Genomic DNA, 22,256 nt, shown 5'->3' on the forward strand with positions numbered 1-22,256 from the left:
CGGGCGAAGGGGGCAGTTCGGCGCATGGCACATGACCGCTCGGCGCCGACCGCTTGTCGCCGGCGGATTTCTTCTATCCTCAAGGCATGGACCGTCGTGCGCAAAAGGATCGAAACCAGCCTGGCCACAGGCTACGCAACGCCTCACCGAGGACCGTCGCCATGCCGCGTACCCTCAGCCTTACCCGTCAATGCCTGGGCCTGGTGACCCGCATTGAGTGCCGTATCCGCCCGCTGGCCGGTGACACCGGCATGTGGACACTGCTGTTCGCCGCCGGCATGGCCGGCGAGCAACCCTCCGCGATCAAGGCCCAGGGGCCGTTTCACGGGCCGTTCGTGGCCGAGTCGGTGCTCAGCGCGATTGTCGACAGCCTGACCCTGCACGGCTACCAGGTGGCCGACGACCCGCAGATCTGGTGCGTGCACCTGCAGGCGCAGCTGCGTCGCATCAACGGCGAACGGGTTCACCATGTGGGTGACCTGCAGTCCAACCCCGACACCTGAACCGACCGGATCATCCACTGGCCTGTGGCAGCGTGTCGCGGGCTTTTCCTGTCACAGGTGGCTGCTATACTCGCGCTCGTTTTTTTCCAGCCACCTGGTGATCTGCTCAATGGAACGCTTTATCGAAAATGCGATGTACGCCTCGCGCTGGCTGCTCGCACCCATCTATTTTGGCCTGTCCCTGGGGCTGCTGGCGTTGGCGCTGAAGTTCTTTCAGGAGATCTTCCATGTGCTGCCCAACGTCTTCTCGCTGGCCGAGTCCGACCTCATCCTGGTACTGCTGTCGCTGATCGACATGGCCCTGGTGGGCGGCCTGCTGGTGATGGTGATGATCTCCGGCTACGAGAACTTCGTGTCGCAGCTGGATATCGCCGAAGGCACCGAAAAGCTCAACTGGCTGGGCAAGATGGACTCTTCCTCGCTGAAGATGAAGGTGGCCGCCTCGATCGTGGCGATCTCCTCCATCCACCTGCTGCGGGTGTTCATGGACGCGCGCAACATCGAGACCCAGTACCTGATGTGGTACGTGATCATCCACATGACCTTCGTGGTCTCGGCGTTCGCCATGGGCTACCTGGACAAGATGACCAAGCACTGACCTGCGGGGTATCACGCCTTGTCAGCCGCCCGTCCGTTGCATAACGGACGGGCGGTTGCGTTTCTGGCTTGTGCTTTGGTCGATGCTGTACAAAAAATGAACGGCCTGTGGAATGTTCCAGTAGCGAGGTATCGCAATGAACCTGCATGAACTGAACAGCGAGGCCAGGGCCGGCCGCGTGGACGAACTGAACCTGATCGCCATCGAAGGGGGGGACTTCGTGCTCGAGGCCCGGGTCAAGGGCAAGGCGCACCCGTTGCTGGATGCCAGGGGTGTACGTCTCAAGGTGCACTCGGTGGTCGATGGCCAGCGCCTGCTCAATGGCTTGCCCGCCGTGCCGCTGCACCTGGTGCACTGGTCGGTGCAGGACGAGATGTGCGGCCTGCACGGCACCCCCGAAGAAGACCTCAAGGTGCCGATGCCGCGACGTACTGCCTGGTAGCTGAACTGCTTTGCCGCAGTGTGCTAGGCTGCTTGCCCTTTTCACAGCGGGCGCGGCTTTTGTGCGCCCTGTAGCGGAGCAGAAACATGTCCGAACTCAACCTGTCCACCGACGAAACCCGCGTCAGCTACGGCATTGGCCGTCAGCTGGGTGGCCAGCTGCGTGACAACCCGCCACCGGGCGTCAACCTGGACGCGATCCTGGCCGGTCTGACCGACGCCTTCAATGGCCAGGCCAGCCGCGTCAGCGAAGAAGACCTTTCGGCCAGCTTCAAGGTCATCCGTGAAATCATGCAGGCCGAAGCGGCTGCCAAGGCCGAAGCGGCCGCTGGCGAAGGCAAGGCCTTCCTGGCCGAGAACGCCAAGCGTGACGGCATCACCACCCTGGCCTCGGGCCTGCAGTTCGAAGTACTGACTGCCGGTGAAGGCGCCAAGCCAAGCCGTGAAGACAGCGTGCGCACCCACTACCACGGCACCCTGATCGACGGCACCGTGTTCGACAGCTCCTACGAGCGTGGCCAGCCGGCAGAATTCCCGGTCGGCGGCGTGATCGCTGGCTGGACCGAGGCCCTGCAACTGATGAACGCGGGCAGCAAATGGCGCCTGTACGTACCGAGCGAGCTGGCTTACGGCGCCCAGGGCGTTGGCAGCATCCCGCCGCACAGCGTGCTGGTGTTCGACGTCGAGCTGCTGGACGTACTGTAAGTACGTCGCAGGACCTTGCGGCCCTCATCGCGGGTCAAGCCCGCTCCCACAGGTACACTGCCAGTCTCATGATTGCAGTGATCCTTGTGGGAGCGGGCTTGACCCGCGATGCTTTCAGTTCCACTGCGCGCCACCCCCAGGGCGCAACGCCCGGGCATAGCAGAACAGGAACAGATTCCTCACCAGCTCCTTGAGCACCACAGGCTCGCTCGAATTCAACCCGTGAAGATCCAGGTCGCCCTGGTCGCGCAGTTCGCCCAGCGCGTCTTCTTCGAGCACGGCGCATACCTCGCCGGTTTCGCGGTGCAGGATGCGCAGGTACGGATGGGGGCGGTCAAGCCAGGCGTCTATCAGATAAGTCATGGCTATTCTCCTTGAAAGCGTCCAATGAGAATAATTCTTATTATCAAAATAGCAAGTGACTATTGGATTTTTCTTGCGATTACCGCCGGGCGGTAGGGTCGAGGCTGCGAGTGCAGCCCCGGGCAGGCAGGGGTCAGACCTTGCGCACGAATTCCGATTTCAGCTTCATCGGGCCGATGCCGTCGATCTTGCAGTCGATGTCGTGGTCGCCGTCGCACAGGCGGATGTTCTTGACCTTGGTGCCGACCTTGACCACCAGCGAGGTGCCCTTGACCTTGAGGTCCTTGATCACGGTGATGGTGTCGCCGTCCTGCAGGACGTTGCCCACCGAATCCTTCTTCACCGCTTCGTCGCTGGCCGCTTCGGCTTCACCGCTGGCCGACCACTCGTGGGCGCACTCGGGGCAGATCAGCTGGCTGGCGTCTTCGTAGGTGTATTCGGAGTTGCATTTGGGGCAGGGTGGCAAAGTGCTCACTACGGTTCCTCAGGACTACGTGCAGAAAACCCACATTGTATAGGGTTTTGCCGGCCAGAGGAAAAGCAGGCCCATCGAGCGATGGGCCGGGGCAGGGGATCAGTGCGTGCGGGCGACGGCGAATTCGCTGAGTTCGACCAGCGCATCGCGGTATTCGCTGGCCGGCAGTACGTCCAGGCAGGCGATGGCACGGGCCACGTAGTCACGCGCCATCTGTGCGGTGTACTCCAGCGCGCCGGCGGCCTCCACTGCGTTGCGGATGCTCTCCAGGTCTTCAAGGCCACCTTTCTGGATGGCCTGGCGCACCAGCGCCGCCTGCTCGGGGGTGCCTTCGCGCATGGTGTAGATCAGCGGCAGGGTCGGCTTGCCTTCGGCCAGGTCGTCACCGACGTTCTTGCCCAGGGTCTCGGCGTCGCCCTTGTAGTCGAGCAGGTCGTCGACCAGCTGGAAGGCCACGCCCAGGTGGTCGCCGAAGGTACGCAGGGCTTCGCGCTGTTCGTCGCTGGCGCCGGCCAGTGCGGCGGCGCTGTGGGTGGAGGCTTCGAACAGCATGGCGGTCTTGCCGCGGATGACGTCCATGTAGACTTCCTCGGTGGTGCTGGCGTCGCGAATGCGCGACAGCTGCAGCACTTCACCCTCGGCAATCACGCGGGTGGCCTTGGAGAGGATCTGCATGACCGGCATCGAGCCCAGCTCGACCATCATCTCGAACGAGCGCGAGTACAGGAAGTCGCCCACCAGCACGCTTGGCGCGTTGCCCCACAGGGCATTGGCGGTAGAGCGGCCACGGCGCATGCCCGACATGTCGACCACGTCGTCATGCAGCAGGGTGGCGGTGTGCAGGAACTCGATGGTGGCTGCCAGCAGGCGCAGGTCGTCGCCTTCGCGGCCCAGTGCCTTGCCGCACAGCAACACCAGCAGCGGGCGCAGACGCTTGCCCCCGGCCGAGGTAATATAGTCGCCGATTTTCGATACCAGCGGCACACGCGAAGTCAGCTGCTTCTTGATGATCTCGTCAACGGCGCTGAAGTCGTCCGCTACCGCACGGTAGAAAGCTTGGGGTTGCATCGGCCACAGGTGCTCCATAAGGGTTGCGCGGCATGCTAGGTTGCGGGTCCCGGCGTGTCAAGGCGCACTGCCCGTGGGGTCAATGGCCACACTTGCAAGGCAAAGCTGGCTTGCGTACAATCGCGCACCCTGAACTTCCTGGGCAGCACCTGCCTTACGCAATTGCACTGGGCCGTTCCAGCCCTATGCAGCCATGCCAGCCAATACTCTTCCTATAAAGAGCTGGGTGAGCAGGATTATCGGAGAAATACCCATGTACGCAGTAATTGTTACCGGTGGCAAGCAGTACAAAGTCGCCGAAGGTGAATACCTGAAAATCGAAAAACTGGAAGTCGCCACTGGCGAATCCGTGACTTTCGACCGCGTTCTGTTGGTTGCCAATGGCGACGACGTGAACATCGGCGCTCCAGTCGTTGCTGGTGCCAAGGTTGTTGCTGAAGTGATCTCGCAAGGTCGTCACGACAAAGTGCGCATCATCAAGTTCCGCCGCCGTAAGCACCACATGAAGCGTATGGGCCACCGCCAGTGGTTCACCGAAATCAAGATCACCGGTATTTCGGCTTAATCGCCCAAATCCCCATTTCTGGAGAATTGAACCATGGCACACAAAAAAGCTGGTGGTAGTACCCGTAACGGTCGCGACTCAGAAGCCAAACGCCTTGGCGTGAAGATGTATGGCGGCCAGGCTATCATCCCGGGCAACATCATCGTGCGTCAGCGCGGCACCCAATTCCACGCTGGCTACGGCGTTGGCATGGGCAAGGATCACACCCTGTTCGCCAAGATCGCGGGTAAGATCAAGTTCGAAGTAAAAGGCGCCTTCGGTCGTCGTTACGTGAGCGTCGTTGCCGAGTAATCGCGCGATCGCTGGAAAAGCCCTGTCTCGCGACGGGGCTTTTTCGTTTGTGGGGTGAGTCTCTTGCAAAGCTGTTTGTATGGGCTGCCGGCGCTGGTGTTCTGGCCGTATCGGGGCCGCCGCGCTCACTTTTGCAAGAGCCTTATGTCTTTGTGTCACTCAGCTCGTCCAACTGACGAGAGGCGGTTTTTATGAAGTTTGTTGACGAAGTATCGATCAAGGTCAAGGCCGGTGACGGCGGTAACGGTTGCATGAGCTTCCGCCGCGAGAAGTTCATCGAGAACGGTGGCCCCAACGGTGGCGATGGTGGCGACGGCGGCTCGGTGTACATGGTTGCCGACGAAAACCTCAACACCCTGGTCGACTACCGCTACACCCGTCACTTCGAGGCCCAGCGCGGCTCCAATGGCGGCAGCACCGACTGCACCGGCAAGAAGGGCGACGACCTGATCCTGCGCGTGCCGGTCGGCACCACCGTGATCGACGCGGGCACCCAGGAAGTGATCGGCGACCTGGTCAAGGCCGGGCAGAAACTGATGGTGGTGCAGGGCGGCTGGCACGGCCTGGGCAACACCCGTTTCAAGTCCAGCACCAACCGTGCGCCACGCCAGACCACCCCGGGCAAGCCCGGCGAGCAGCGTGACCTGAAACTGGAAATGAAAGTGCTGGCCGACGTCGGCCTGCTGGGCTTGCCCAATGCCGGCAAATCCACCTTCATCCGTTCGGTGTCGGCCGCCAAGCCGAAAGTCGCCGACTACCCGTTCACCACCCTGGTGCCGAACCTGGGCGTGGTCAGCGTCGACCGCTGGAAGAGCTTCGTCATCGCCGACATCCCCGGCCTGATCGAAGGCGCTTCGGAAGGCGCCGGCCTGGGTATCCGCTTCCTCAAGCACCTGGCGCGTACCCGCCTGCTGCTGCACCTCGTCGACCTGGCCCCGCTGGATGAAAGCAGCAGCGCCGACGCCGCCGAAGTCATCGTCAACGAGCTGACCCGCTTCAGCCCGTCGCTGGCCGAGCGTGACCGCTGGCTGGTGCTGAACAAGACCGACATGCTGATGGACGACGAGCGCGACGAGCGCGTCAAGGAAGTGGTCGAGCGCCTGCAGTGGGAAGGCCCGGTGTACGTGATTTCGGCGATCTCCAAGCAGGGCACCGAGCAGCTCAGCCGCGACATCATGCGCTACCTCGAAGACCGTGCCGACCGCCTGGCGGCCGACCCGGCCTACCGCGACGAGCTGGCCGACCTCGACCAGCGCATCGAAGACGAGGCCCGTGCCCAGCTGCAGGCCCTGGACGACGCGCGCGCCCTGCGCCGTACCGGCGTCAAGAGCGTGCACGACATCGGCGACGATGATGACGATGACGACTGGGAAGACGACGAAGACGGCCCGGAAATCATTTACGTGCGCGACTGATTCGTTGCAGTACACTAAACGCCGCTTTTTCAAGCGGCGTTTTGGTATCTAAAGATCTCTATAGGTTGGAAGAAGATGCGGAGCAAGGTGACGGGTGCGCAGCGCTGGGTCGTGAAAATCGGCAGCGCGTTGCTGACGGCGGATGGCAAGGGCCTGGACCGCGCGGCGATGGGCGTGTGGGTCGAGCAGATGGTGGCCCTGCATGAGGCAGGGGTCGAGTTGGTGCTGGTCTCTTCGGGGGCCGTGGCTGCCGGCATGAGCCGCCTGGGCTGGAGCAAGCGACCGAGTGCGATGAACGAGCTGCAGGCTGCCGCCTCCATCGGCCAGATGGGCCTGGTGCAGGCCTGGGAGTCGAGCTTTGCCGAGCATGGCCGGCACACCGCGCAGATCCTGCTGACCCACGACGACCTCTCCGACCGCAAGCGTTACCTCAACGCCCGCAGCACCCTGCGTACCCTGGTGGAGCTGGGCGTGGTACCGGTGATCAACGAGAACGACACCGTGGTCACCGACGAGATCCGCTTCGGCGACAACGACACCCTGGCCGCACTGGTGGCCAACCTGGTGGAAGCCGATCTGCTGGTGATCCTCACCGACCGCGACGGCATGTTCGATGCCGACCCGCGCAACAACCCCGAAGCCCAGCTGATCTACGAGGCGCGCGCCGATGACCCGGCGCTGGACGCCGTGGCCGGCGGCACCGGTGGCGCACTGGGGCGTGGCGGCATGCAGACCAAGCTGCGTGCGGCGCGCCTGGCCGCGCGGTCGGGGGCGCACACCATCATCGTCGGCGGGCGCATCGAGCGCGTGCTCGACCGCCTCAAGGCCGGCGAGCGCCTGGGCACCTTGCTCTCGCCCGAGCGCGGCATGCTCGCGGCACGCAAGCAATGGCTGGCCGGGCACCTGCAGACCCGCGGCACCCTGGTGCTGGACGCCGGTGCGGTGCAGGCCTTGCGCCAGGCCAACAAGAGCCTGCTGCCGGTGGGCGTCAAGACCGTGCAGGGCAGTTTCCGGCGTGGCGAGATGGTCGTGTGCGTAGGGCCGGACGGCCTTGAGGTGGCCCGCGGCCTGGCCAACTACAGCGCGCTGGAAGCGCAGAAGATCATCGGCCAGTCATCCGAGGCCATCGAGGCCGTGCTGGGCTACAGCGCCGAGCCGGAACTGGTGCACCGCGACAACCTGATTCTGGTATGAGGAAATGAGCGTGATCAAAGGGATTTTTGCAGTCGCCTTGCTGGCCTTGCCGATGCTGGCCGGTGCCGAGGAAATCGGCCAGGTGTCGACGGTGTTCAAGTTCGTCGGGCCCAACGACCGCATCGTGGTCGAGGCGTTCGACGACCCCAAGGTGGAGGGCGTGACCTGCTACCTGTCGCGCGCCAAGACCGGCGGCGTGAAGGGTGGGCTGGGGTTGGCCGAAGACCGTGCCGAGGCGTCGATCGCCTGCCGTCAGGTGGGGCCGATTCGCTTCAAGGGCGAGCTCAAGGATGGCGATGAAGTGTTCAAGGAGCGCACCTCGCTGGTGTTCAAGACCATGCAGGTGGTGCGCTTTCTGGACAAGAAGCGCAACACGCTGGTGTACCTGGTGTACAGCGACCGCCTGATCGAAGGCAGTCCGCAGAACGCGGTGACGGCGATTCCGATTCTGCCTTGGGCAGAATAAGACCGCGTTGAATCCATCGCGGGTCGAGCCCGCTCCCACAGGTTCAATGGTGCCCTCTGTGGGAGCGGGCTTGACCCGCGATGGGGCCCAAAGGGCCCCCAAGGCCGTCAGATCGACGCCGGCTCAACCTCCACTTCCCGCACCTCGACCTTCACCTGATCGCGACGGCTGATGTACTTCCAGTCCGCCTCGTCGATGTAGATCCCGTTCGGCCCGCTACCGCCCTCCAGGTCGATTGCAACGTGCGCCGATACCTGCGGCTTCACGCTCGCCAGAATCGGCACGAAGCCCAACTGCAGGCTGGTCTCCAGCAATGCCGCCTGGTTGCGTTCGTCGATGTCGGCCGCCTCGTCCAGGTAGTACGGCAGGCGCACGCGCCCGGCCTGGTCGCGGTCCATCAGGTGCAGCAACAGGTACATGTTGGTCAGCGCCTTGATGGTCATGGTGGTGCCGTTGGAGGCCGCGCCATCGATGTCGGTATGGATGATCGGCTGGCCGCCCACCTTGGTGATCTCGAACGCCAGCTCGAACAGGTCCTTCAGGCCCAGCTGGTTGTGGTTGGCTGCCACCAGCCGCGCCAGGTACTCCTTGGCCTCTTCGTTCCTGTTGTCCTGCTCGGCGCTCTGGCTCAGGTCGAACACCGACAGGGTCTCGCCTTCCTCGTACTGGCCGGCACTGTGGATGATCTGGTCGATGTGCTTGAGCGCTTCCTTGTTCGGCGCCAGCACGATGCGAAAGCTCTGCAGGTTGGATACCTGGCGCTTGTTGATCTCGCGGTTGAACAGTGCCAGCTGGTGCTCGAGGCTGTCGTAGTCGCTGCGGATGTTGCGCAGGGTACGCGCGATGTCGGTCACCGCCGCGCGCCGCGCCTTGCCCAGGGTCAGGGCTTCGTCGGTACGGTGCGCATAGGCGTTGATCAGCAGCTGCAGGCGGCGCTCCATGTCGTCTTCGCTGTCGAACTTGGCCACGCCCTTGAGGCGTACCTGGGCGTACAGCGCCTCGATCTGGCCATCCACCCGCAACAGGCCCTGCCAGCTGTCCTGATAGTCGTTGAGCAGCGGCAGCAGGTTGTCCATGGAGTCGTCGACCGGGTCCATGAACGGCGTGCCGAACGGCAGGTCGGCTGGCAGCAGCTGGCGACGGCGCAGGGCGTCGTCGAGGGTGCGCTGCTTGGCCTCCATGTCGGCGATCTGGCGACCGACCAGTTGCAGCTTGGCCGACAGTTGCTGCACGCGCTCGGTGAACGCGTCGCTGGAGCGCTTGAGCTCGTCCTGGGCCGCCTCCATCTGCGCCAGCTGCTCCAGCTTGTCGCCTTCCTCGGCCGACAGGGTCTGGGTACGGCGGTAGTCTTCCAGGGCCTTTTGCGCATCCAGCACCTGCTGGTACAGCGCTTCGGTCTGGGTCTTGCTCGCGGCGCGGTCGGCGGCCACGGCTTGCTGGGTCTTGAGCTGCTTGAGCTCTTTTTCCAGGCGCTCCTTCTGGTCGCGCAGCGCGGCGCGGTCGGCCAGAGCCTGCAAGGCCGGCGGCTCGATATGGCTGAGGTCGATGGACAGCCCCGGCGCCTCGAAGCGCTCGCCCTTGAAGCCGTCGAGTACCGCTTCCAGGGACTTGACCCACACGTCGCTGTCATCCAGCTCGATGCCGCGCTCGCCCAGCGGCAGGCTGAACAGCGCACCGTTGAACAGGCGCATCAGGCGCTCGACGTCCTGCTGCGAGAACTCTTCGCGCAGGCGTGCATAGCTGTTGTTGTCGGCATGGTCGAGCTGCTGCTTGACCGACTTCAGGCGTTTCTCCAGGTCGCGCAGGCGCTCTTCCAGGTCCTCGGCGCTGAACTGGCGCGACTGCGCCAGGGCACCGGCCAGTTCGTCGTGGGCGTCCTTGGCGGCCAGCAGCTGCTGCTCCAGCACCTTGACGTCATCCACCAGCGCGAAGCGGTGCTTGAGCACCGACAGTTCGCCCAGCCAGCGCTGGATACCGGTCATTTCGCGTTCAAGGCGCATCAGCTCCTGGGTGCCGCCGCGCTGGTTGTTCTGCAGCGCGTCCTGCTCGTGGCTGTAGTGCTCGGCCTGCAGCACCAGTTCTTCCTTGCGTGCGCCGGCGTAGTCCTGCCAGGTGCCGAGCAACTGGTCGAGCAGCGGTGACAGGCGGTGCAGCTTGCCGCGCAGGATGTCGCGCTGGGCCACGCCATTGGCCAGGGCCTCGACCAGCGGGCCGGCGGCTACCAGCGAGTTGTAGTCCTGTTCCATGCGCCGCACGTCGCGGAAGGCTTCTTCGCAGGCGGCGATGTAGTCGACGCTGCCCGAGCGCAGGCTGTGCTCGAACGCATCGAGGAACAGCTGCTTGAGCTTGGCCGCGGTAATCTCGCGCATGTGCAGCAGGTTGATGAACAGGGCGCGGAAGGTCTTCAGGCTCTGCTCGCTGGTGGAGCGCAGCGGAATCAGGGTCAGGTCCAGCGGCACCGAGGTGTGCCCGCCCACCAGCAGCCGGCGCAGTTCGTCTGGCTTGAGCTCGTAGGCTTTCAGGCCGTTGCGCTCCAGGTTGGTGAACAGCTCCTTCTGGCGCAGGCAGGTGTCGTTCTTCTGGTAGTGGCCCAGGTCCAGCTCGCCGGCATAGGCGAAGAACTGGTGGCCGAAGCCGCCGCCAGGGCCGCGCCCGACCACGCCGATCACGTGCGGGCCGTGGGGCAGGTTGACCTCGCAGAGGATGTAGCTGGTGTCGCTGGCGAAGTAGAAGCGGCGTGACTGCTCCAGGCTGTACTTGCCGAAGCTCATGTCCGACATGCGCGCCAGGATAGGGAACTGCAGGGCGTTGATCGACGCACTCTTGCCCAGGTTGTTGGCGCCGTACACCGACAGCGGGTGCTCCAGCGGGAACAGGCCCAGGCTGTAGCCGGCGGTGTTGAGCAATGCAAAGCGGCGAATGCCGTAGCGGTCCTGGCTCATGCGTCAATCTCCTGTTGCTCTTGGGCAATGGCACGGGCCAAGGCGTCTTCTTCGCTTTCCTCGAACGGGCTCAGGTCGAGCGGGTCGTCGGTCCTGTTCAGCTCTTCAGGGGTTTCTTCCACCACCAGCACCGGGGTCGGCAGCGGCAGGGCACTGTGCAGGCTGGCGGCCAGGTCGCGGTCCTGCTGCACCGACAGGCACACGTCGAGGAAGCGGTGCATCGGCGGCAGGAAGCGGTAGATGCCGTTGTCTTCGCTGGAAAAGCCGAGCTGGGTCATGCGGCGCATGATCTTCTCTTCCAGCTCGTCGGGGGTCTGCACCTCGGCCTGCAGGAACAGGTCGCGGTACTTTTCCAGCAGCGAGGGCAGCTCGTCGCGCCCCAGGCTGCCGCCGTCGAGCACCGACATCGGGTCGCGGCCCTGGTCGGCCAGGTGCTCCACCAGGATGAAGGTGAACAGCGACAGGCGCTGGGCGGTCTTGTTGACCTGGGCAGCAGCCAGTTCCGGCACGAAGTAGTAGAAGCCACGGGTGTCGCACACCAGTTCGAAGCCCAGGGCCTTGAACAGGCCGCGGTACTGGTCCTGGAAGTTCGACAGCTGGGCATACAGCTCCGGGTCGCGCCGGCTGATGTGGAAGCCCTTGAACAGCTCGCGGAAGATCGGTGCGAGCTGGGACAGTTCGGAAAGATCAAGATGCATGGGTAGGGCTCGCAGTAGGCTCGGGCGACGGTTCGCGGCTTGAAGTCAGGGCGAACGAGCGCAGGCTGACCAGGTGTTCCTGAGTGGTGTACTCGCGGCGCTCCAGGCGCGCGCGGGTAAAGCGTTTTTCCCGCGACAGGCGCGAGAACCAGTACAGCAGTTCGTCGGTGGCGCCTTCGGGCTCCTGCTCCAGCAGCCACACCATCAGGTCGGGCAGCGGCAGGGCGTCTTCGCAGCGCTCGAGCATTTCCTTGACCGTGCGCGGTGCACGCGGCGCGGCGCCCTTGTGGCTCTTGTGCGCCTTGGGGAACTGCGCCGGCTTGGCTTCGAAGCGGGCCAGGGCATACACGTAGGCCTCGACCTGGCTGGCGCTGCCGAGGAAGGTGCTCTGCGGGCGGGTGAACAGCGGCATGGCCGCCTGCGGCACGGCGTCGATGCCCTTGCGCCGGATCACCGACAGCGCCAGTGCGGCGCCACGGGTCACGGCGTTGTGCCGGCGCGCCTCTTCACGCAGCGGCAGCAGCAGCTCGCGGGCGTGGCGCAGGGTCAGCTGGGCGCTGGTCTGCATCTCGAGGATGCGCGCGTGGGTGCGCAGCAGCATGTCGTCGTCGACCAGGTGGCCCAGTCGCGCCTGCTCGCCCAGCAGGCGCAGCAGCACGGTCTCGACCTTGCGCACGCCCTGTTCGAAGGCGCCGTCGGCGTTCACCAGCTGGATCATCGGCTCGACGTATTCGTCCCAGGTGGCCAGCACTTCGGCGTAGCGCTGGCGCAGCGGGATCTGCCGGTCGCTGGTCTTGGCCCGCTCGGCCACCGCCACCAGCGCCTGCTCGTCGTTGTCGAGTTTTTTCAGCACGTCACGCACGCGCATGTCGAGCAGACGCAGCTGGCGCGCCAGGTCGTTGCCGTCGCGGATGTCGAAGGCGTCCTGGATATGCCCGGCCAGTCGTTCGAGGTGGCGCAGGTAGGCTTCGATCTCCAGGCACAGGCCCAGGCGGTGCTCGCGCCGCAGGTAGGCCAGGAAGTCGTGGATCTGGGCGTTGAGCTCGAAGCGGTTCGGGCTCTTGGCCACCGGGACCAGGATGTCCAGGCGAATCCACACGTCCAGCAGGTTGGTGATGTCCTGGGGCGTACTGTCGAGCTGTTGTGCGGCCAGTTGCCCGCGCAGCTCGGCCAGGCTCAGGGTGCCCCCGTCGAAGCGCTCGCACAACGGCTCGAGCAGGGCCCAGTGTTCGGCTAGGGCGCGCAGGACGCGCTTGGGTTCGATCATTGGCGGGTCGACTCGCTGCCAAGTAAAAGCGCCGATTGTACTGCATCAGGGGGGGATCGATTCACCCCCTGATCGTTTGCCGGTGTTGTCGGGCGGTTTTGTGCCTGCAACGGCGGCGTAACGGCGGTAGAATGCTCGCCCCGACTTATCCACAGATGGCCGCCCTTTGCTTACCGAGTCCCGCCGCCGCGCCTACCTGAACGCCATGCAAGTGGTGCACTGGCTGCCGCGCGCCGAACTGCCGTTCGCCGCGCCATCGCGTCCCGAGCTGCTGCGGGTACCCGAACCGCTGGTCGAGGCGCCGGTGGTGCTGCCGGCAGTGGTGGCCAAGGCGTCTGCACCGGCTGCCAAGCCGGCCGAGCGGCCAAAAATCGAGATTCCGCGACCGACGGTCAGCGCCAAGCCGGCCAGCAAGCCGGTGCTCGATGCCGAAGAAACCGCCGCCGTGGTCAAGCCGGTGCTGGTACCGCCGCCCCGCTTTGCCTTGCAGTTGCTGCGTGCCGGCGATTGCCTGGTGCTGGTGGAGCTGGTCACCGGCCAGCCGTTCCAGAGCCGCGACCCGTCCTACCTGCTGCTCAAGGACATGCTGCGCGCCGCCGGCCTGCCCGACAGCCCGCAGATCATCGGCGAGCCGGTACGCTGGCCGTTGCTGGTGCGCGGCACCCTCGACCAGGGCCCGCTGGCGGCGCGTGATTTTGTCCAGGGTTTCATCCAGGCCCGCCTTGAAGAGGCGCCCTGCAGCTGCCTGTGGCTGGTCGGCCTGCCGGCGGTGCGCTTTGCCGGTGAAGCCGACGAGCAGGCGTACTACCGCGAATTGCCGGTGGAGGGCCTGGGCAACTGCTGGGCCTTGCCTGGCCTTGAACTGTTGATGGACGAGCCCGCCCGCAAGGCGCACGTCTGGCAAGCCATGCGCCGGCTGATGGCGCGCTGGAAACCACGCAATGAGTGACAACATCAGTTTTCGCCGCATGACCGAGGCGGATCTGGATGCCGTGCTGAAGATCGAATACGCCGCCTTCAGCCACCCGTGGACCCGGGGGATCTTTCTCGACGGGCTGAAGAACTACGAAATCTGGCTGATGTTCGAAGGCCAGCAGCAGGTGGGCCACGGCGTGATCAACGTGATCATCGACGAGGCGCACCTGCTCAACATCACCGTCAAGCCCGAAAGCCAGGGCCGTGGCCTGGGCCTGCGCCTGCTCGAAGAGCTGATGAAGCGCGCCTACGCCAGCAACGGCCGCGAGTGCTTCCTCGAAGTGCGCGCCAGCAACCAGTCGGCGTATCGCCTGTACGAGCGCTTCGGCTTCAACGAGATCGGCCGACGGCGCGACTACTACCCGGTGGCTGGTGGCCGCGAAGATGCGCTGGTGATGGCCTGCACGCTGTTCGAAGAATAACCCTTCAGCGCTCGCGCTTGCCGTCCAGCGGGTCGCGGCGCGCCAGTTCGGCCTCGTCCAGGCCGTTGCCGCCGCCAATGTCATCTTCGTCGACTACGCTCAGGTCCCAGTCGGCCGGGTGGTCGTCGCCGACTTCATCGGCTGAGCGGGCGCCGTCTTCGGGGATCAGGGTTTCGGGCGTCAGGTCATCGTCGCTGGGGTCGTAGTGCGTGTCGGTCACCGGTGGGTCTTGATCGAAGTCCAGCGGCTGCACCGAGCCCATCTGGTCCTCGATGGTATCGATCGGTGCGGGTTCCGGGGCATGCGGCGGGCGATGTGATTCGGTCATGTCTATTCTCCTGCGGGTGGCCTCTAAGGGATGGACCGGCCACTGGCGGGAAGATTCAAAGGCGTGACCCGAACGGGGTGGCGCCAGTCACACATGCGCATTCCCATGAGGCTTGACCATGCACGATCTACAAGAACTGATTGATAACAACGCGCGCTGGGCCGATGCGATCAAGCAGGAAGATCCGGACTTCTTCGCCAAGCTGGCGCGTCAGCAGACTCCGGAATTCCTCTGGATCGGCTGTTCGGATGCGCGGGTGCCGGCCAACGAGATCGTCGGCATGCTGCCGGGCGACCTGTTCGTGCACCGCAACGTGGCGAACGTGGTGCTGCACACCGACCTCAACTGCCTGTCGGTGATCCAGTACGCGGTGGACGTACTCAAGGTCAAGCACATCCTGGTGACCGGGCACTACGGTTGCGGCGGCGTGCGGGCCTCGATGCAGGACCGCCAGCTGGGCCTGATCGACGGCTGGCTTCGGGCGATTCGCGACGTGTACTACGAGCATCGTGTGGAATTGTCCAAGCTGGCGACCGAGGAAGAGCAGGTCGACCGCCTGTGCGAGCTGAACGTGATCCAGCAGGTGGCGAACGTGGGGCACACCAGCATCGTGCAGAACGCCTGGCATCGCGGGCAGAGCCTGTCGATCCATGGGTGCATCTACGGGATCAAGGATGGCCTGTGGAAAAGCCTGAACACCACCATCAGCGGGTTCGAGCAGCTGCCGCCGCAGTACCGGTTGCGTCCGCAGGACTGACCGCCCATTGGCTGTTGCAGGAGCCAGCCTGGCTGGCGAAGGCCGCGCTACCTGTCCGTGGTGCGGCCTTCGCCGGCAACGCCGGCTCCTACAGGTTGCGTAACGCCCGCGTCATCACCCCCGTATTGCACTTGGCATGGGCCTGCTCCGGCGTCATCTGGCGTACCGTGCGGAAAAACAGCCCGCAGGTCTGCTTCTTCTCCTTCACCTGCCATTTTTGCGTGCATGCCCCCAGCGTGGCACTTGCATCAGCCTTCGGGTTGCGCCCCATTCCCGCCTGCCAGCACGCCGCGCTCAAGTCCTGCCCCATCATCCGCAAACCGGCCGCATCGGCCTTGTCCGGGTCGTTGTCGTTGTTCTTCGGGTCGGCGGCGTACCAGATCGCGCTCGGGTGATTTGCGCCCAGCACCGGCACGTTGCGCCCAGGCACCGGGCTGATGCTCACCAGCCCCAGTACCTTCACCTCTGGCCCGTACTGCTGCTGCACCCAGCTGCGCACCGGCGCACCGAACGCCACCATCGGCAGGCTGGCGCCGTCAGCGGCCGCGGTCATGTCCCTGACCATGCGCACCTGGTAGTCGGTGAAATACCCGTACACCCCTTCAAGGTCCTTGCCGGCACTGGCTGGCGCGGCAATCGGCGCGATGTCCACGATGGTCTGGTAGGCCGGGGTGTGTTGCGCCGGCACGCCGTTGAAGGTCAGCAGCTGGGCCCAGCGGTCGGTGGTGTTGGAGCGCAGGTAGTCCTGGGCCTGGGTCAGCGAGTAGTCCGGCGGAAAGTGCAGCAGCTCGATGCTGCGCCGGTTCTCCAGGGCCATGCCCAACGGCAGGAACAACGCCCAGTTGTACGCCCACTTGCCCTCGCGATTGAGCCGGTCGGCACCTGCATAGGCCAGTTCGCCGCTGTCGAGCAGGGCCTTGAGCGGGGCAGCGTAGGTGGTCGGTACGCCGCTGATGTCGGCATGCAGCTGGTCGTGCTCGCGACGCACCGTCACCGTGGCGGTCGGGTAGCCATCGCGCTGCACGCTCTGGGTCAGGTAGTGCTCCACGGTGCGCTCCAGCGACCAGTCGCGAAAGCAGATCACCCCGCAGTTGTTGGGGTAGGCGAATAGGCGGGTCACGCGCTGCGCATCGCCCAGCGGTACGCGGGCGTCGGCCAGCACGGCGCTGCTGGCGGCAAGGGCGATCAGGCCCAGGGCAAAAGGTGTACGCATGTTCAACTCCTTGTCGATGAACTCCCGATGTGCGGAAGGCTTGCCATACTGGGGTAGTTCTCAGGACGAGGGGAAGGGGGCAGGACCATGAAGGGGTATCCGGGCATTGCACTGTTCGCCGGGCTGTTGAGCGTGTTGCCGGCCCACGCCGACGAGCGCGACCTGTGGTCGTTCGCGCAGTGGACGGGCAGCCACGATACGCGCGCGTTTCGCGAAATGCTGGTGCAGGCGCGGCTGTATGGGGTAGTGCCGTTGTACCAGCTGCTGCGCTCGGCCAGCGACTGGCGCCTGTGCAACGCCGAGCCGTTCGCCGTGGCGCCGCCCGACCAGTGGCCGGCGGTACGCTCGACCCTGCACTTGCTCAAGACCCTGGGCGAGCAGCAGCGCCTGAAAACCTACGAAGTGGTCTCGGCCTATCGCAACCCCACCCTCAACCGCTGCGCCGGTGGTGCCCGCGACAGTGCGCATACCCGCGCCTTCGCGGTCGACCTGCTGCTGCCGGCGTGGGCCGATCCGCGACCATTGTGCGAGTTCTGGCAGACCCAGGGCCAGGCCTGGAACATGGGGCTTGGCCGCTACCCGTCGGGGCGCATCCATATCGACACCGCCGGCTACCGCACCTGGGGCGGCGACCTGAGTGCCGACTCGTCGTTTTGCCCGCGCCTGGCGCCCAGCTCCTGAACAGCTCGGCGATGGCGGGGCGAGGAACTCCTGGGCCCCGCAAGGTACGGAAGTAGTTCACCCCCTGCACATCAACCCGCCCCGAGGAACCGCCCCATGCTCGAATCGACCTGGACTGCGCTCAAGCATCATCAGCGTGTGCGCGAGATTGTCGTGGTGCTGGCCAACTTCGGCGCCCAGGACGTGCTGTTCCGCCTGGGGCTGGGCAGGCTGCTGGGGGAGGCCGAAACGGTGGCCGGCCTGCCCGCCGACGACGGCACCCCGCAACGCGTGCGGCGGGCGCTGGAGGCGCTGGGCCCGACCTTCGTCAAGCTCGGGCAGATCCTCTCCAGCCGCAGCGACATTTTGCCGTCGGCATGGATCGACGAGTTGCAGGCCCTGCACAGCAGCGCCGCTACCTTGCCCTGGGCGCAGCTGCAGGCCCAGGTGCTCGAAGACCTGGGCGCCGAACTGGACCAGGTGTTCGCCGAGTTCGACACCACCCCGCTGGCGGCGGCGTCCATGGCCCAGGTGTATCGGGCACGCCTGCTCGGGGGCGAGGAGGTGGTGGTCAAGGTTCAGCGTCCGGGGCTGCGGCGCAAGATGACCGCCGACCTGCAGTTGCTCGAAAGCGTTGCGCAACTGGTCGAGCAAAACACCGCCCTGGCCGACTACCAGCCGCGCAAGATGGTGCGGCAACTGGCCCGGGCCATGCTCGAAGAGCTGGACTTCACCCAGGAAGGCAGCCACTGCGACGCGGTGGCGGCCAATTTCGCCAGCCAGCCGCACATCGTCATTCCGCGCATCTACTGGGCCCACAGCAGCGAGCGGCTGCTGGTGCAGCAGTACCTGCCCAGCCATACCCCGCTGGAGCGCGAGGCGCTGATCGAGCAGGGCCTGGACCCGAGCCTGCTGGCCAGCCGCGGCGCCGCCGCGTTCATCAAGATGCTGCTGGAGGACGGGCTGTTCCATGGCGACCCGCACCCGGGCAACCTCAAGGCCATGGACGACAACCGCGTGGGCTTCATCGACTTCGGCATGGTCGGGCGCCTTGGCGAGCGCCGTCGGCTGGAGGTGATGACGTTCATGCGCGCCCTGACCGAGGGCAACAGCGATGCACTGGTGACGGTGCTGGTGGACTGGAACGACGACGGCGTGCGCAACATGCCCGCCATCGAGCAGGCGGCCGGCGAGTACATGGCGCGTCACGGCGGCAAGGCGCTGAAGATGGGCGCGCTGATCGAGGATTTTCTGGGGCTGATGCGCGAATACCGCCTGCTGCTGCCCCCGGACCTGCTGGTGCTGTTCAAGGCCCTGGTGACCGCCGACGGCGTACTGACCCGGCTGGACCCGCAACTGGACCTGGTGGCCACCGCCAGACCGGCGATCAGGGCTCAGCTCAAGGCGCAGCTGAGCTGGAAGATCGCCAGGCGCCTGGGGCTCGATGGCCTGGAACTGGGACGCGGCCTGCTCGGCGAATTGCCGCAGCTGACACGGCTGCTGGTGAACCGCTTCAAGCATGGTGTGCTGGAGATGCGCGTCGATGTGCCGGGGCTGGAGCGCCTGGAGCGTTCGTTGCGCCTGGCCTCGACGCGGCTGTCGCTGGCGTTGCTGATCAGTGCGCTGGTGATTGCCTTCGGCCCGCAGATCGCCGCTGCCGGGCCGGTGTGGCTGGGCTTGCCCGCCGTCAGCTGGCTGGCGGCTATCGCCACCCTGGGCGGCTTGCTGGCGTTTTTGCGCAGCCTGTTCAAGAGCCCGTGAGCCAGTCGGCAAAGCGCCGCTGCGCCGTGCCGGCAGCGAAGGGCTCGGGGCTCAGCAGGTAGTAGGCCGAACCGTCCTCGGTGAACCCGTAGGGTGCCACCAACTGCCCGCTGTCGAGCTCGTCCTGCACCATCATGCGCGAGGCCAGCGCCACGCCCAGCCCGGCCAGGGCTGCCTGGATGCACAGGTAGAAGTGTTCGTAGCCGGCGCGGCTGCTGCCCCTGGCCGACTGGCCGCTCAGGCGCAGCCAGTGCTTCCAGGCGTCGGGACGGGTGGCGCTGTGCAGCAGGCGGGTACCGGCAAAGCCCTTGTCGGGCAGTGCCAGGTCGGCGCGACACACCGGCCCTACTGCCTCGTTGCAGAGCTTGAGGCTGTGCAGGCTGGCATCCCAGTGGAAGTCGTCGCGGCGCAGCGCCAGGTCGATGCCGCTGCGGGCAAAGTCCACCGGCCCGCCGGCGGCCACCAGGTGCAGCTGGATGTCCGGGTGCGCGGCATGGAACGCCGGCAGCCGCGGGATCAGCCACTTCATCGCGATGGTCGGCTCGCATGACAGCACCAGCACGTTGTCGCGGGCCTGCTGCAGGCGTTGCACGCTGGCGTGCAGCTGCTCGAACACCGACAGGGTGGTGTCGTGCAGGGCGCGCCCGGCCGGCGTGAGGAAAATGGCGCGGTTGCGCCGCTCGAACAACTGCACCCCCAGGGATTCTTCCAGCAGACGCACCTGACGGCTCACCGCACCGTGGGTGACGTTGAGCTGTTGGGCGGCGCGCACGAAGCTTTCGGTCTGGGCGGCGACGTCGAAATAGCGAAAGGCGGCGAGGGCGGGCAGTTTCATATGTGTGAGGAAAACTAGCGGATTTGCGCCACTATAAATCGCTTTCTTGCCGTGCTGAAGCTTTCGATAATGGCGCTGCGCAGAATCATCTGCGTCATTTCATGGAGTATCGACGGTGGGTGAATTGCTGGCGGTGGCCTTGATTACCGTGTTGGCGGTGATCAGCCCGGGGGCGGACTTTGCCATGGTGACACGCAGCAGCTATGCGTTTGGCAGGCGCAGCGGATTGCTCGCCGCCCTGGGGATTGCCTGCGGCGTGCAGGTGCATGTGGTGTACACGGTGCTGGGGGTGGCAGTGCTGATCAGCCAGTCGCCGGGGCTGTTCATGGCCATGAAGGTGGTGGGAGCAGGGTACCTGATCTACCTGGGGTATCGGTCGCTGCGCACTCGTGCGCCGGTGGCCCTGGAGGGCGCGGTGGGGGTGACGGGGCGCGGTGCATGGGGGGCGTTCGCATCGGGCTTTCTGACCAATGCGCTGAACCCCAAGACCATGCTGTTCGTGGTCAGCGCCTACAGCCAGGTGGTGCAGCCGGGGGCCTCGCTGGGGCTCAACTTTGCCTATGGGGCGTTCATGTCGCTGGCGCATTGGGTGTGGTTCAGCCTGGTGGCGCTGTTCTTTTCGCGGGAGGCGTTGCGCCAGGCGATGCTGCGCCGCCAGCGCATGGTGGACCGGGTGATCGGGGTGGCGTTGATCGGCCTGGGGGTGGCGGTGGTGTTCGTGAATGTGCGCTGAGCGCCTGGCCGCTGCGCTGGCTTGCCAGCGAAAGGCGCACCACCGATCCCGCCATTGCATCTCCCACCAGCGGCGCCATAAGATATAACCATTCTCATTTAGTGCCACCGACATGAAAGCCACCCCACCCGCCGACAGTCTCGCTTCGTTGTACAAGGGCTACCACGGCTGGCTGCTGGTGTGGCTGCGCCAACGCCTGGACTGCCCGCACAACGCTGCCGACACGGCCCAGGACACTTTCATGCGCCTGCTCAGCGCCGGCAGCTATGTGGCCCCGCGCGAGCCGCGGGCGTTCCTGGCTACCGTGGCGCGGCGTCTGCTGATCGACCGCGGGCGCCGGCAGAAGCTCGAACAGGCCTACCGCGAAGCGCTCGCCCGGCACGTCGAGTACCTCGACCAGGCACCTTCTCCCGAGCAGATGCTGGCCGCGCTCCAGGCCCTGGAGCACATCGCCCGTGCCCTCGACCTGATGAGCGTGCGCGCCCGCGAAGTGTTCATCCTGCGTCACCTCGAAGGGCTCAGCCATGCCGAGATCGCCGCACGCCTGAACGTCTCGACCAAGACGGTGCAGAACCACCTGGTGCAGGCCCTGCTGCACTGCCACGCTGCCACAGATCCTGCCCTGTGAACCTGCCTGCGGCCACGCTGCGCAAGGCTGCCGAATGGCTGGTGCGCCTGGACGACAGCGCCAGTGCCGGCGACCAGCAGGCCTTCGAGGCATGGCTGGCCAGCGACCCGCAGCACCTGGAGGCCGTGCGCCAGTTGCAGGGCAGCCTCGCGCCACTGCGTGAACTGCCCCGTGCGCCGGCCCGCGCGGCGCTCAAGCGCATTGCGCCGCAACCCCGTGGCAAGCGCGCGCTCAAGGCGCTGGCAATCAGCCTGGGCCTGCTGCTGCCGGCCGGCCTGGTGCTGCAGCACTATCCACCGGCTTATCTGATGGCCGATATCCGTACCGGCAGCGGCCAGTGGACTACACAGCAATTGCCGGACGGCAGCCGCATCAGCCTGGATGGCCGGTCGGCGGTCGACCTGCAGTTCGACGCCCAATCGCGCACCCTGCGCCTGCTCAGTGGCGAGATCCTGCTGGATGTGGCCAAGGACGCCAGTCGCCCGTTCCGCGTGGTCACCGAACACGGCAGCATCCGTGCCCTGGGCACCCGCTTCATGGTCGAGCGCAGCGAGCACAGCACACGCCTGGCCATGCTCGAGTCGAGCACCGAGGTCAAGAGCGCCGGCAGCAGCCGCACGGTCAGCGCCGGCCAGCAGGTGCGCTTCGACGCCACTGGCATCCAGCCACTCCAGGCGGTCGACGCCGCTGGGCTGGAGCAGGCCTGGGCCAGCCACCAGATGATGGTCAAGGAGCAGCCGCTGGGCGAGGTGCTGGAGCGCCTGGCACGCAATCACGGCGGCTACCTGCTGTTCGATGCCAAGGCGCTGGCGCACCTGAACGTGACCGCCGTGTTGCCCGCCGACGACAGCGAGCGGGCGTTGCGCCTGCTGGCGCGCAGCTTCCCGATCCGGGTGCAGCACTACACCCCGTGGGTCACGCGAGTCACTCTTGAATAGAAATCCTTATCAAAC

General features: G+C 65.5%; 26 protein-coding genes. 17 read left to right on the forward strand and 9 right to left on the reverse strand.

The genetic code is table 11. The features are described from left to right. Positions 1-161: 161 nt before the first annotated feature. From B4I46_RS05070 to B4I46_RS05085, 4 genes are all read left to right on the forward strand, one after another. On the forward strand, positions 162-503 hold the full coding sequence (locus tag B4I46_RS05070) for a hypothetical protein (RefSeq protein WP_043860214.1): 342 nt from the start codon (positions 162-164) through the stop codon (positions 501-503). Between the two features lie 109 nt (positions 504-612). Further along, positions 613-1,101: a TIGR00645 family protein gene (locus B4I46_RS05075; protein ID WP_043860215.1), complete on the forward strand. Its 489-nt coding sequence runs from the start codon at positions 613-615 to the stop codon at positions 1,099-1,101. Between the two features lie 136 nt (positions 1,102-1,237). Then, the gene (locus B4I46_RS05080; protein WP_058540612.1) at positions 1,238-1,543 is read left to right on the forward strand and encodes a DUF6482 family protein; all 306 of its coding nucleotides are present in this window, start codon (positions 1,238-1,240) and stop codon (positions 1,541-1,543) included. A gap of 86 nt (positions 1,544-1,629) precedes the next feature. Beyond that, a complete protein-coding gene (locus tag B4I46_RS05085; protein ID WP_043860217.1) occupies positions 1,630-2,247 on the forward strand; it encodes an FKBP-type peptidyl-prolyl cis-trans isomerase in 618 nt (205 codons plus the stop codon). A gap of 114 nt (positions 2,248-2,361) precedes the next feature. Here B4I46_RS05085 and B4I46_RS05090 read toward each other — a convergent pair whose 3' ends face one another. The 3 genes from B4I46_RS05090 to B4I46_RS05100 form a co-directional block, all read right to left on the reverse strand. Then, entirely contained in the window at positions 2,362-2,610 is a 249-nt protein-coding gene (locus tag B4I46_RS05090) for a hypothetical protein (protein ID WP_043860218.1), read from the reverse strand. A gap of 133 nt (positions 2,611-2,743) precedes the next feature. Beyond that, positions 2,744-3,085, reverse strand: a complete 342-nt coding sequence (locus B4I46_RS05095; protein ID WP_043860219.1) for a zinc ribbon domain-containing protein YjdM — start codon at positions 3,083-3,085, stop codon at positions 2,744-2,746. Positions 3,086-3,184: 99 nt separating this feature from the next. Next, on the reverse strand, positions 3,185-4,153 hold the full coding sequence (locus B4I46_RS05100) for a polyprenyl synthetase family protein (protein WP_054916263.1): 969 nt from the start codon (positions 4,151-4,153) through the stop codon (positions 3,185-3,187). Between the two features lie 253 nt (positions 4,154-4,406). Between B4I46_RS05100 and rplU the strand changes: the two genes are divergently transcribed. From rplU to B4I46_RS05125, 5 genes are all read left to right on the forward strand, one after another. Then, on the forward strand, positions 4,407-4,718 hold the full coding sequence (rplU, locus tag B4I46_RS05105) for a 50S ribosomal protein L21 (RefSeq protein WP_038614793.1): 312 nt from the start codon (positions 4,407-4,409) through the stop codon (positions 4,716-4,718). Between the two features lie 33 nt (positions 4,719-4,751). Beyond that, positions 4,752-5,009 carry a 50S ribosomal protein L27 gene (gene rpmA, locus B4I46_RS05110; RefSeq protein WP_010225698.1) on the forward strand — a complete coding sequence of 86 codons (258 nt, stop codon included), beginning with the start codon at positions 4,752-4,754 and terminating at the stop codon, positions 5,007-5,009. A gap of 191 nt (positions 5,010-5,200) precedes the next feature. Then, the gene (cgtA, locus tag B4I46_RS05115; RefSeq protein ID WP_043860221.1) at positions 5,201-6,424 is read left to right on the forward strand and encodes an Obg family GTPase CgtA; all 1,224 of its coding nucleotides are present in this window, start codon (positions 5,201-5,203) and stop codon (positions 6,422-6,424) included. Positions 6,425-6,499: 75 nt separating this feature from the next. After that, a complete protein-coding gene (gene proB / locus B4I46_RS05120; protein ID WP_043860222.1) occupies positions 6,500-7,618 on the forward strand; it encodes a glutamate 5-kinase in 1,119 nt (372 codons plus the stop codon). A gap of 4 nt (positions 7,619-7,622) precedes the next feature. Then, on the forward strand, positions 7,623-8,084 hold the full coding sequence (locus B4I46_RS05125; protein ID WP_286898877.1) for a CreA family protein: 462 nt from the start codon (positions 7,623-7,625) through the stop codon (positions 8,082-8,084). A gap of 107 nt (positions 8,085-8,191) precedes the next feature. On the opposite strand, the gene mksF is transcribed toward B4I46_RS05125, so the two are convergent. Genes mksF through mksB form a run of 3 tightly spaced genes read right to left on the reverse strand, consistent with a single transcriptional unit; the run spans position 8,192 to position 12,991 of the window. Then, complete coding sequence (gene mksF / locus B4I46_RS05130; protein ID WP_286898879.1) at positions 8,192-11,026, reverse strand: Mks condensin complex protein MksF; 2,835 nt, start codon at positions 11,024-11,026, stop codon at positions 8,192-8,194. Continuing rightward, positions 11,023-11,724: an Mks condensin complex protein MksE gene (gene mksE, locus B4I46_RS05135; RefSeq protein WP_286898881.1), complete on the reverse strand. Its 702-nt coding sequence runs from the start codon at positions 11,722-11,724 to the stop codon at positions 11,023-11,025. The genes mksF and mksE overlap by 4 nt, the downstream gene beginning before the upstream one ends. Then, the gene (gene mksB / locus B4I46_RS05140; RefSeq protein ID WP_043859814.1) at positions 11,714-12,991 is read right to left on the reverse strand and encodes an Mks condensin complex protein MksB; all 1,278 of its coding nucleotides are present in this window, start codon (positions 12,989-12,991) and stop codon (positions 11,714-11,716) included. Before mksB ends, mksE begins: the two co-directional genes overlap by 11 nt. A gap of 166 nt (positions 12,992-13,157) precedes the next feature. On the opposite strand from mksB, the gene B4I46_RS05145 reads away from it, so the two are divergent. Then, complete coding sequence (locus tag B4I46_RS05145; protein ID WP_054916261.1) at positions 13,158-13,940, forward strand: hypothetical protein; 783 nt, start codon at positions 13,158-13,160, stop codon at positions 13,938-13,940. Next, on the forward strand, positions 13,933-14,388 hold the full coding sequence (gene rimI / locus B4I46_RS05150) for a ribosomal protein S18-alanine N-acetyltransferase (protein ID WP_043859816.1): 456 nt from the start codon (positions 13,933-13,935) through the stop codon (positions 14,386-14,388). Before B4I46_RS05145 ends, rimI begins: the two co-directional genes overlap by 8 nt. A gap of 4 nt (positions 14,389-14,392) precedes the next feature. Here rimI and B4I46_RS05155 read toward each other — a convergent pair whose 3' ends face one another. Continuing rightward, complete coding sequence (locus tag B4I46_RS05155; protein WP_286898886.1) at positions 14,393-14,716, reverse strand: serine kinase/phosphatase; 324 nt, start codon at positions 14,714-14,716, stop codon at positions 14,393-14,395. A 118-nt stretch (positions 14,717-14,834) separates the two neighbouring features. Between B4I46_RS05155 and can the strand changes: the two genes are divergently transcribed. Next, positions 14,835-15,473 (forward strand): carbonate dehydratase, encoded by a 639-nt coding sequence (gene can / locus B4I46_RS05160; protein WP_043859818.1) that lies wholly within the window; start codon positions 14,835-14,837, stop codon positions 15,471-15,473. 88 nt (positions 15,474-15,561) lie between these two features. On the opposite strand, the gene B4I46_RS05165 is transcribed toward can, so the two are convergent. Next, positions 15,562-16,686 carry a hypothetical protein gene (locus B4I46_RS05165; RefSeq protein ID WP_043859819.1) on the reverse strand — a complete coding sequence of 375 codons (1,125 nt, stop codon included), beginning with the start codon at positions 16,684-16,686 and terminating at the stop codon, positions 15,562-15,564. Between the two features lie 87 nt (positions 16,687-16,773). Here B4I46_RS05165 and B4I46_RS05170 point away from each other — a divergent pair, with 87 nt between their 5' ends. After that, on the forward strand, positions 16,774-17,367 hold the full coding sequence (locus B4I46_RS05170; RefSeq protein ID WP_054916259.1) for a YcbK family protein: 594 nt from the start codon (positions 16,774-16,776) through the stop codon (positions 17,365-17,367). A gap of 96 nt (positions 17,368-17,463) precedes the next feature. Then, on the forward strand, positions 17,464-19,107 hold the full coding sequence (locus tag B4I46_RS05175) for an ABC1 kinase family protein (RefSeq protein ID WP_286898890.1): 1,644 nt from the start codon (positions 17,464-17,466) through the stop codon (positions 19,105-19,107). Here the strand turns inward: B4I46_RS05175 and B4I46_RS05180 are convergent. Next, positions 19,094-19,942 carry a LysR substrate-binding domain-containing protein gene (locus B4I46_RS05180; protein ID WP_043859822.1) on the reverse strand — a complete coding sequence of 283 codons (849 nt, stop codon included), beginning with the start codon at positions 19,940-19,942 and terminating at the stop codon, positions 19,094-19,096. The two genes, B4I46_RS05175 and B4I46_RS05180, sit on opposite strands and share 14 nt — an antisense overlap. A gap of 115 nt (positions 19,943-20,057) precedes the next feature. Between B4I46_RS05180 and B4I46_RS05185 the strand changes: the two genes are divergently transcribed. From B4I46_RS05185 to B4I46_RS05195, 3 genes are all read left to right on the forward strand, one after another. Beyond that, complete coding sequence (locus B4I46_RS05185; protein ID WP_058540620.1) at positions 20,058-20,675, forward strand: LysE family translocator; 618 nt, start codon at positions 20,058-20,060, stop codon at positions 20,673-20,675. A 112-nt stretch (positions 20,676-20,787) separates the two neighbouring features. Further along, positions 20,788-21,303 carry a sigma-70 family RNA polymerase sigma factor gene (locus B4I46_RS05190; RefSeq protein ID WP_043864306.1) on the forward strand — a complete coding sequence of 172 codons (516 nt, stop codon included), beginning with the start codon at positions 20,788-20,790 and terminating at the stop codon, positions 21,301-21,303. Beyond that, positions 21,300-22,241, forward strand: a complete 942-nt coding sequence (locus B4I46_RS05195) for a FecR family protein (RefSeq protein ID WP_052504321.1) — start codon at positions 21,300-21,302, stop codon at positions 22,239-22,241. Before B4I46_RS05190 ends, B4I46_RS05195 begins: the two co-directional genes overlap by 4 nt. Positions 22,242-22,256: the final 15 nt, after the last annotated feature.

This window comes from Pseudomonas sp. UBA7500 (assembly GCF_002478435.1).
Taxonomy (GTDB): domain Bacteria; phylum Pseudomonadota; class Gammaproteobacteria; order Pseudomonadales; family Pseudomonadaceae; genus Aquipseudomonas; species Aquipseudomonas palmensis.

Bases quoted from the DNA above. Each gene is read 5' to 3' on its own strand.
- B4I46_RS05100 (WP_054916263.1), bottom strand. From the start codon at position 4,153: ATGCAACCCCAAGCTTTCTACCGTGCGGTAGCGGACGACTTCAGCGCC.
- mksB (WP_043859814.1), bottom strand. From the start codon at position 12,991: ATGATCGAACCCAAGCGCGTCCTGCGCGCCCTAGCCGAACACTGGGCC.
- B4I46_RS05155 (WP_286898886.1), bottom strand. From the start codon at position 14,716: ATGACCGAATCACATCGCCCGCCGCATGCCCCGGAACCCGCACCGATC.
- B4I46_RS05075 (WP_043860215.1), top strand. From the start codon at position 613: ATGGAACGCTTTATCGAAAATGCGATGTACGCCTCGCGCTGGCTGCTC.
- mksE (WP_286898881.1), bottom strand. From the start codon at position 11,724: ATGCATCTTGATCTTTCCGAACTGTCCCAGCTCGCACCGATCTTCCGC.
- B4I46_RS05180 (WP_043859822.1), bottom strand. From the start codon at position 19,942: ATGAAACTGCCCGCCCTCGCCGCCTTTCGCTATTTCGACGTCGCCGCC.
- B4I46_RS05175 (WP_286898890.1), top strand. From the start codon at position 17,464: ATGCTCGAATCGACCTGGACTGCGCTCAAGCATCATCAGCGTGTGCGC.
- B4I46_RS05070 (WP_043860214.1), top strand. From the start codon at position 162: ATGCCGCGTACCCTCAGCCTTACCCGTCAATGCCTGGGCCTGGTGACC.
- proB (WP_043860222.1), top strand. From the start codon at position 6,500: ATGCGGAGCAAGGTGACGGGTGCGCAGCGCTGGGTCGTGAAAATCGGC.
- rplU (WP_038614793.1), top strand. From the start codon at position 4,407: ATGTACGCAGTAATTGTTACCGGTGGCAAGCAGTACAAAGTCGCCGAA.
- rpmA (WP_010225698.1), top strand. From the start codon at position 4,752: ATGGCACACAAAAAAGCTGGTGGTAGTACCCGTAACGGTCGCGACTCA.
- cgtA (WP_043860221.1), top strand. From the start codon at position 5,201: ATGAAGTTTGTTGACGAAGTATCGATCAAGGTCAAGGCCGGTGACGGC.
- can (WP_043859818.1), top strand. From the start codon at position 14,835: ATGCACGATCTACAAGAACTGATTGATAACAACGCGCGCTGGGCCGAT.
- B4I46_RS05090 (WP_043860218.1), bottom strand. From the start codon at position 2,610: ATGACTTATCTGATAGACGCCTGGCTTGACCGCCCCCATCCGTACCTG.
- rimI (WP_043859816.1), top strand. From the start codon at position 13,933: ATGAGTGACAACATCAGTTTTCGCCGCATGACCGAGGCGGATCTGGAT.
- B4I46_RS05085 (WP_043860217.1), top strand. From the start codon at position 1,630: ATGTCCGAACTCAACCTGTCCACCGACGAAACCCGCGTCAGCTACGGC.
- B4I46_RS05080 (WP_058540612.1), top strand. From the start codon at position 1,238: ATGAACCTGCATGAACTGAACAGCGAGGCCAGGGCCGGCCGCGTGGAC.
- mksF (WP_286898879.1), bottom strand. From the start codon at position 11,026: ATGAGCCAGGACCGCTACGGCATTCGCCGCTTTGCATTGCTCAACACC.
- B4I46_RS05165 (WP_043859819.1), bottom strand. From the start codon at position 16,686: ATGCGTACACCTTTTGCCCTGGGCCTGATCGCCCTTGCCGCCAGCAGC.
- B4I46_RS05125 (WP_286898877.1), top strand. From the start codon at position 7,623: ATGAGCGTGATCAAAGGGATTTTTGCAGTCGCCTTGCTGGCCTTGCCG.
- B4I46_RS05170 (WP_054916259.1), top strand. From the start codon at position 16,774: ATGAAGGGGTATCCGGGCATTGCACTGTTCGCCGGGCTGTTGAGCGTG.
- B4I46_RS05190 (WP_043864306.1), top strand. From the start codon at position 20,788: ATGAAAGCCACCCCACCCGCCGACAGTCTCGCTTCGTTGTACAAGGGC.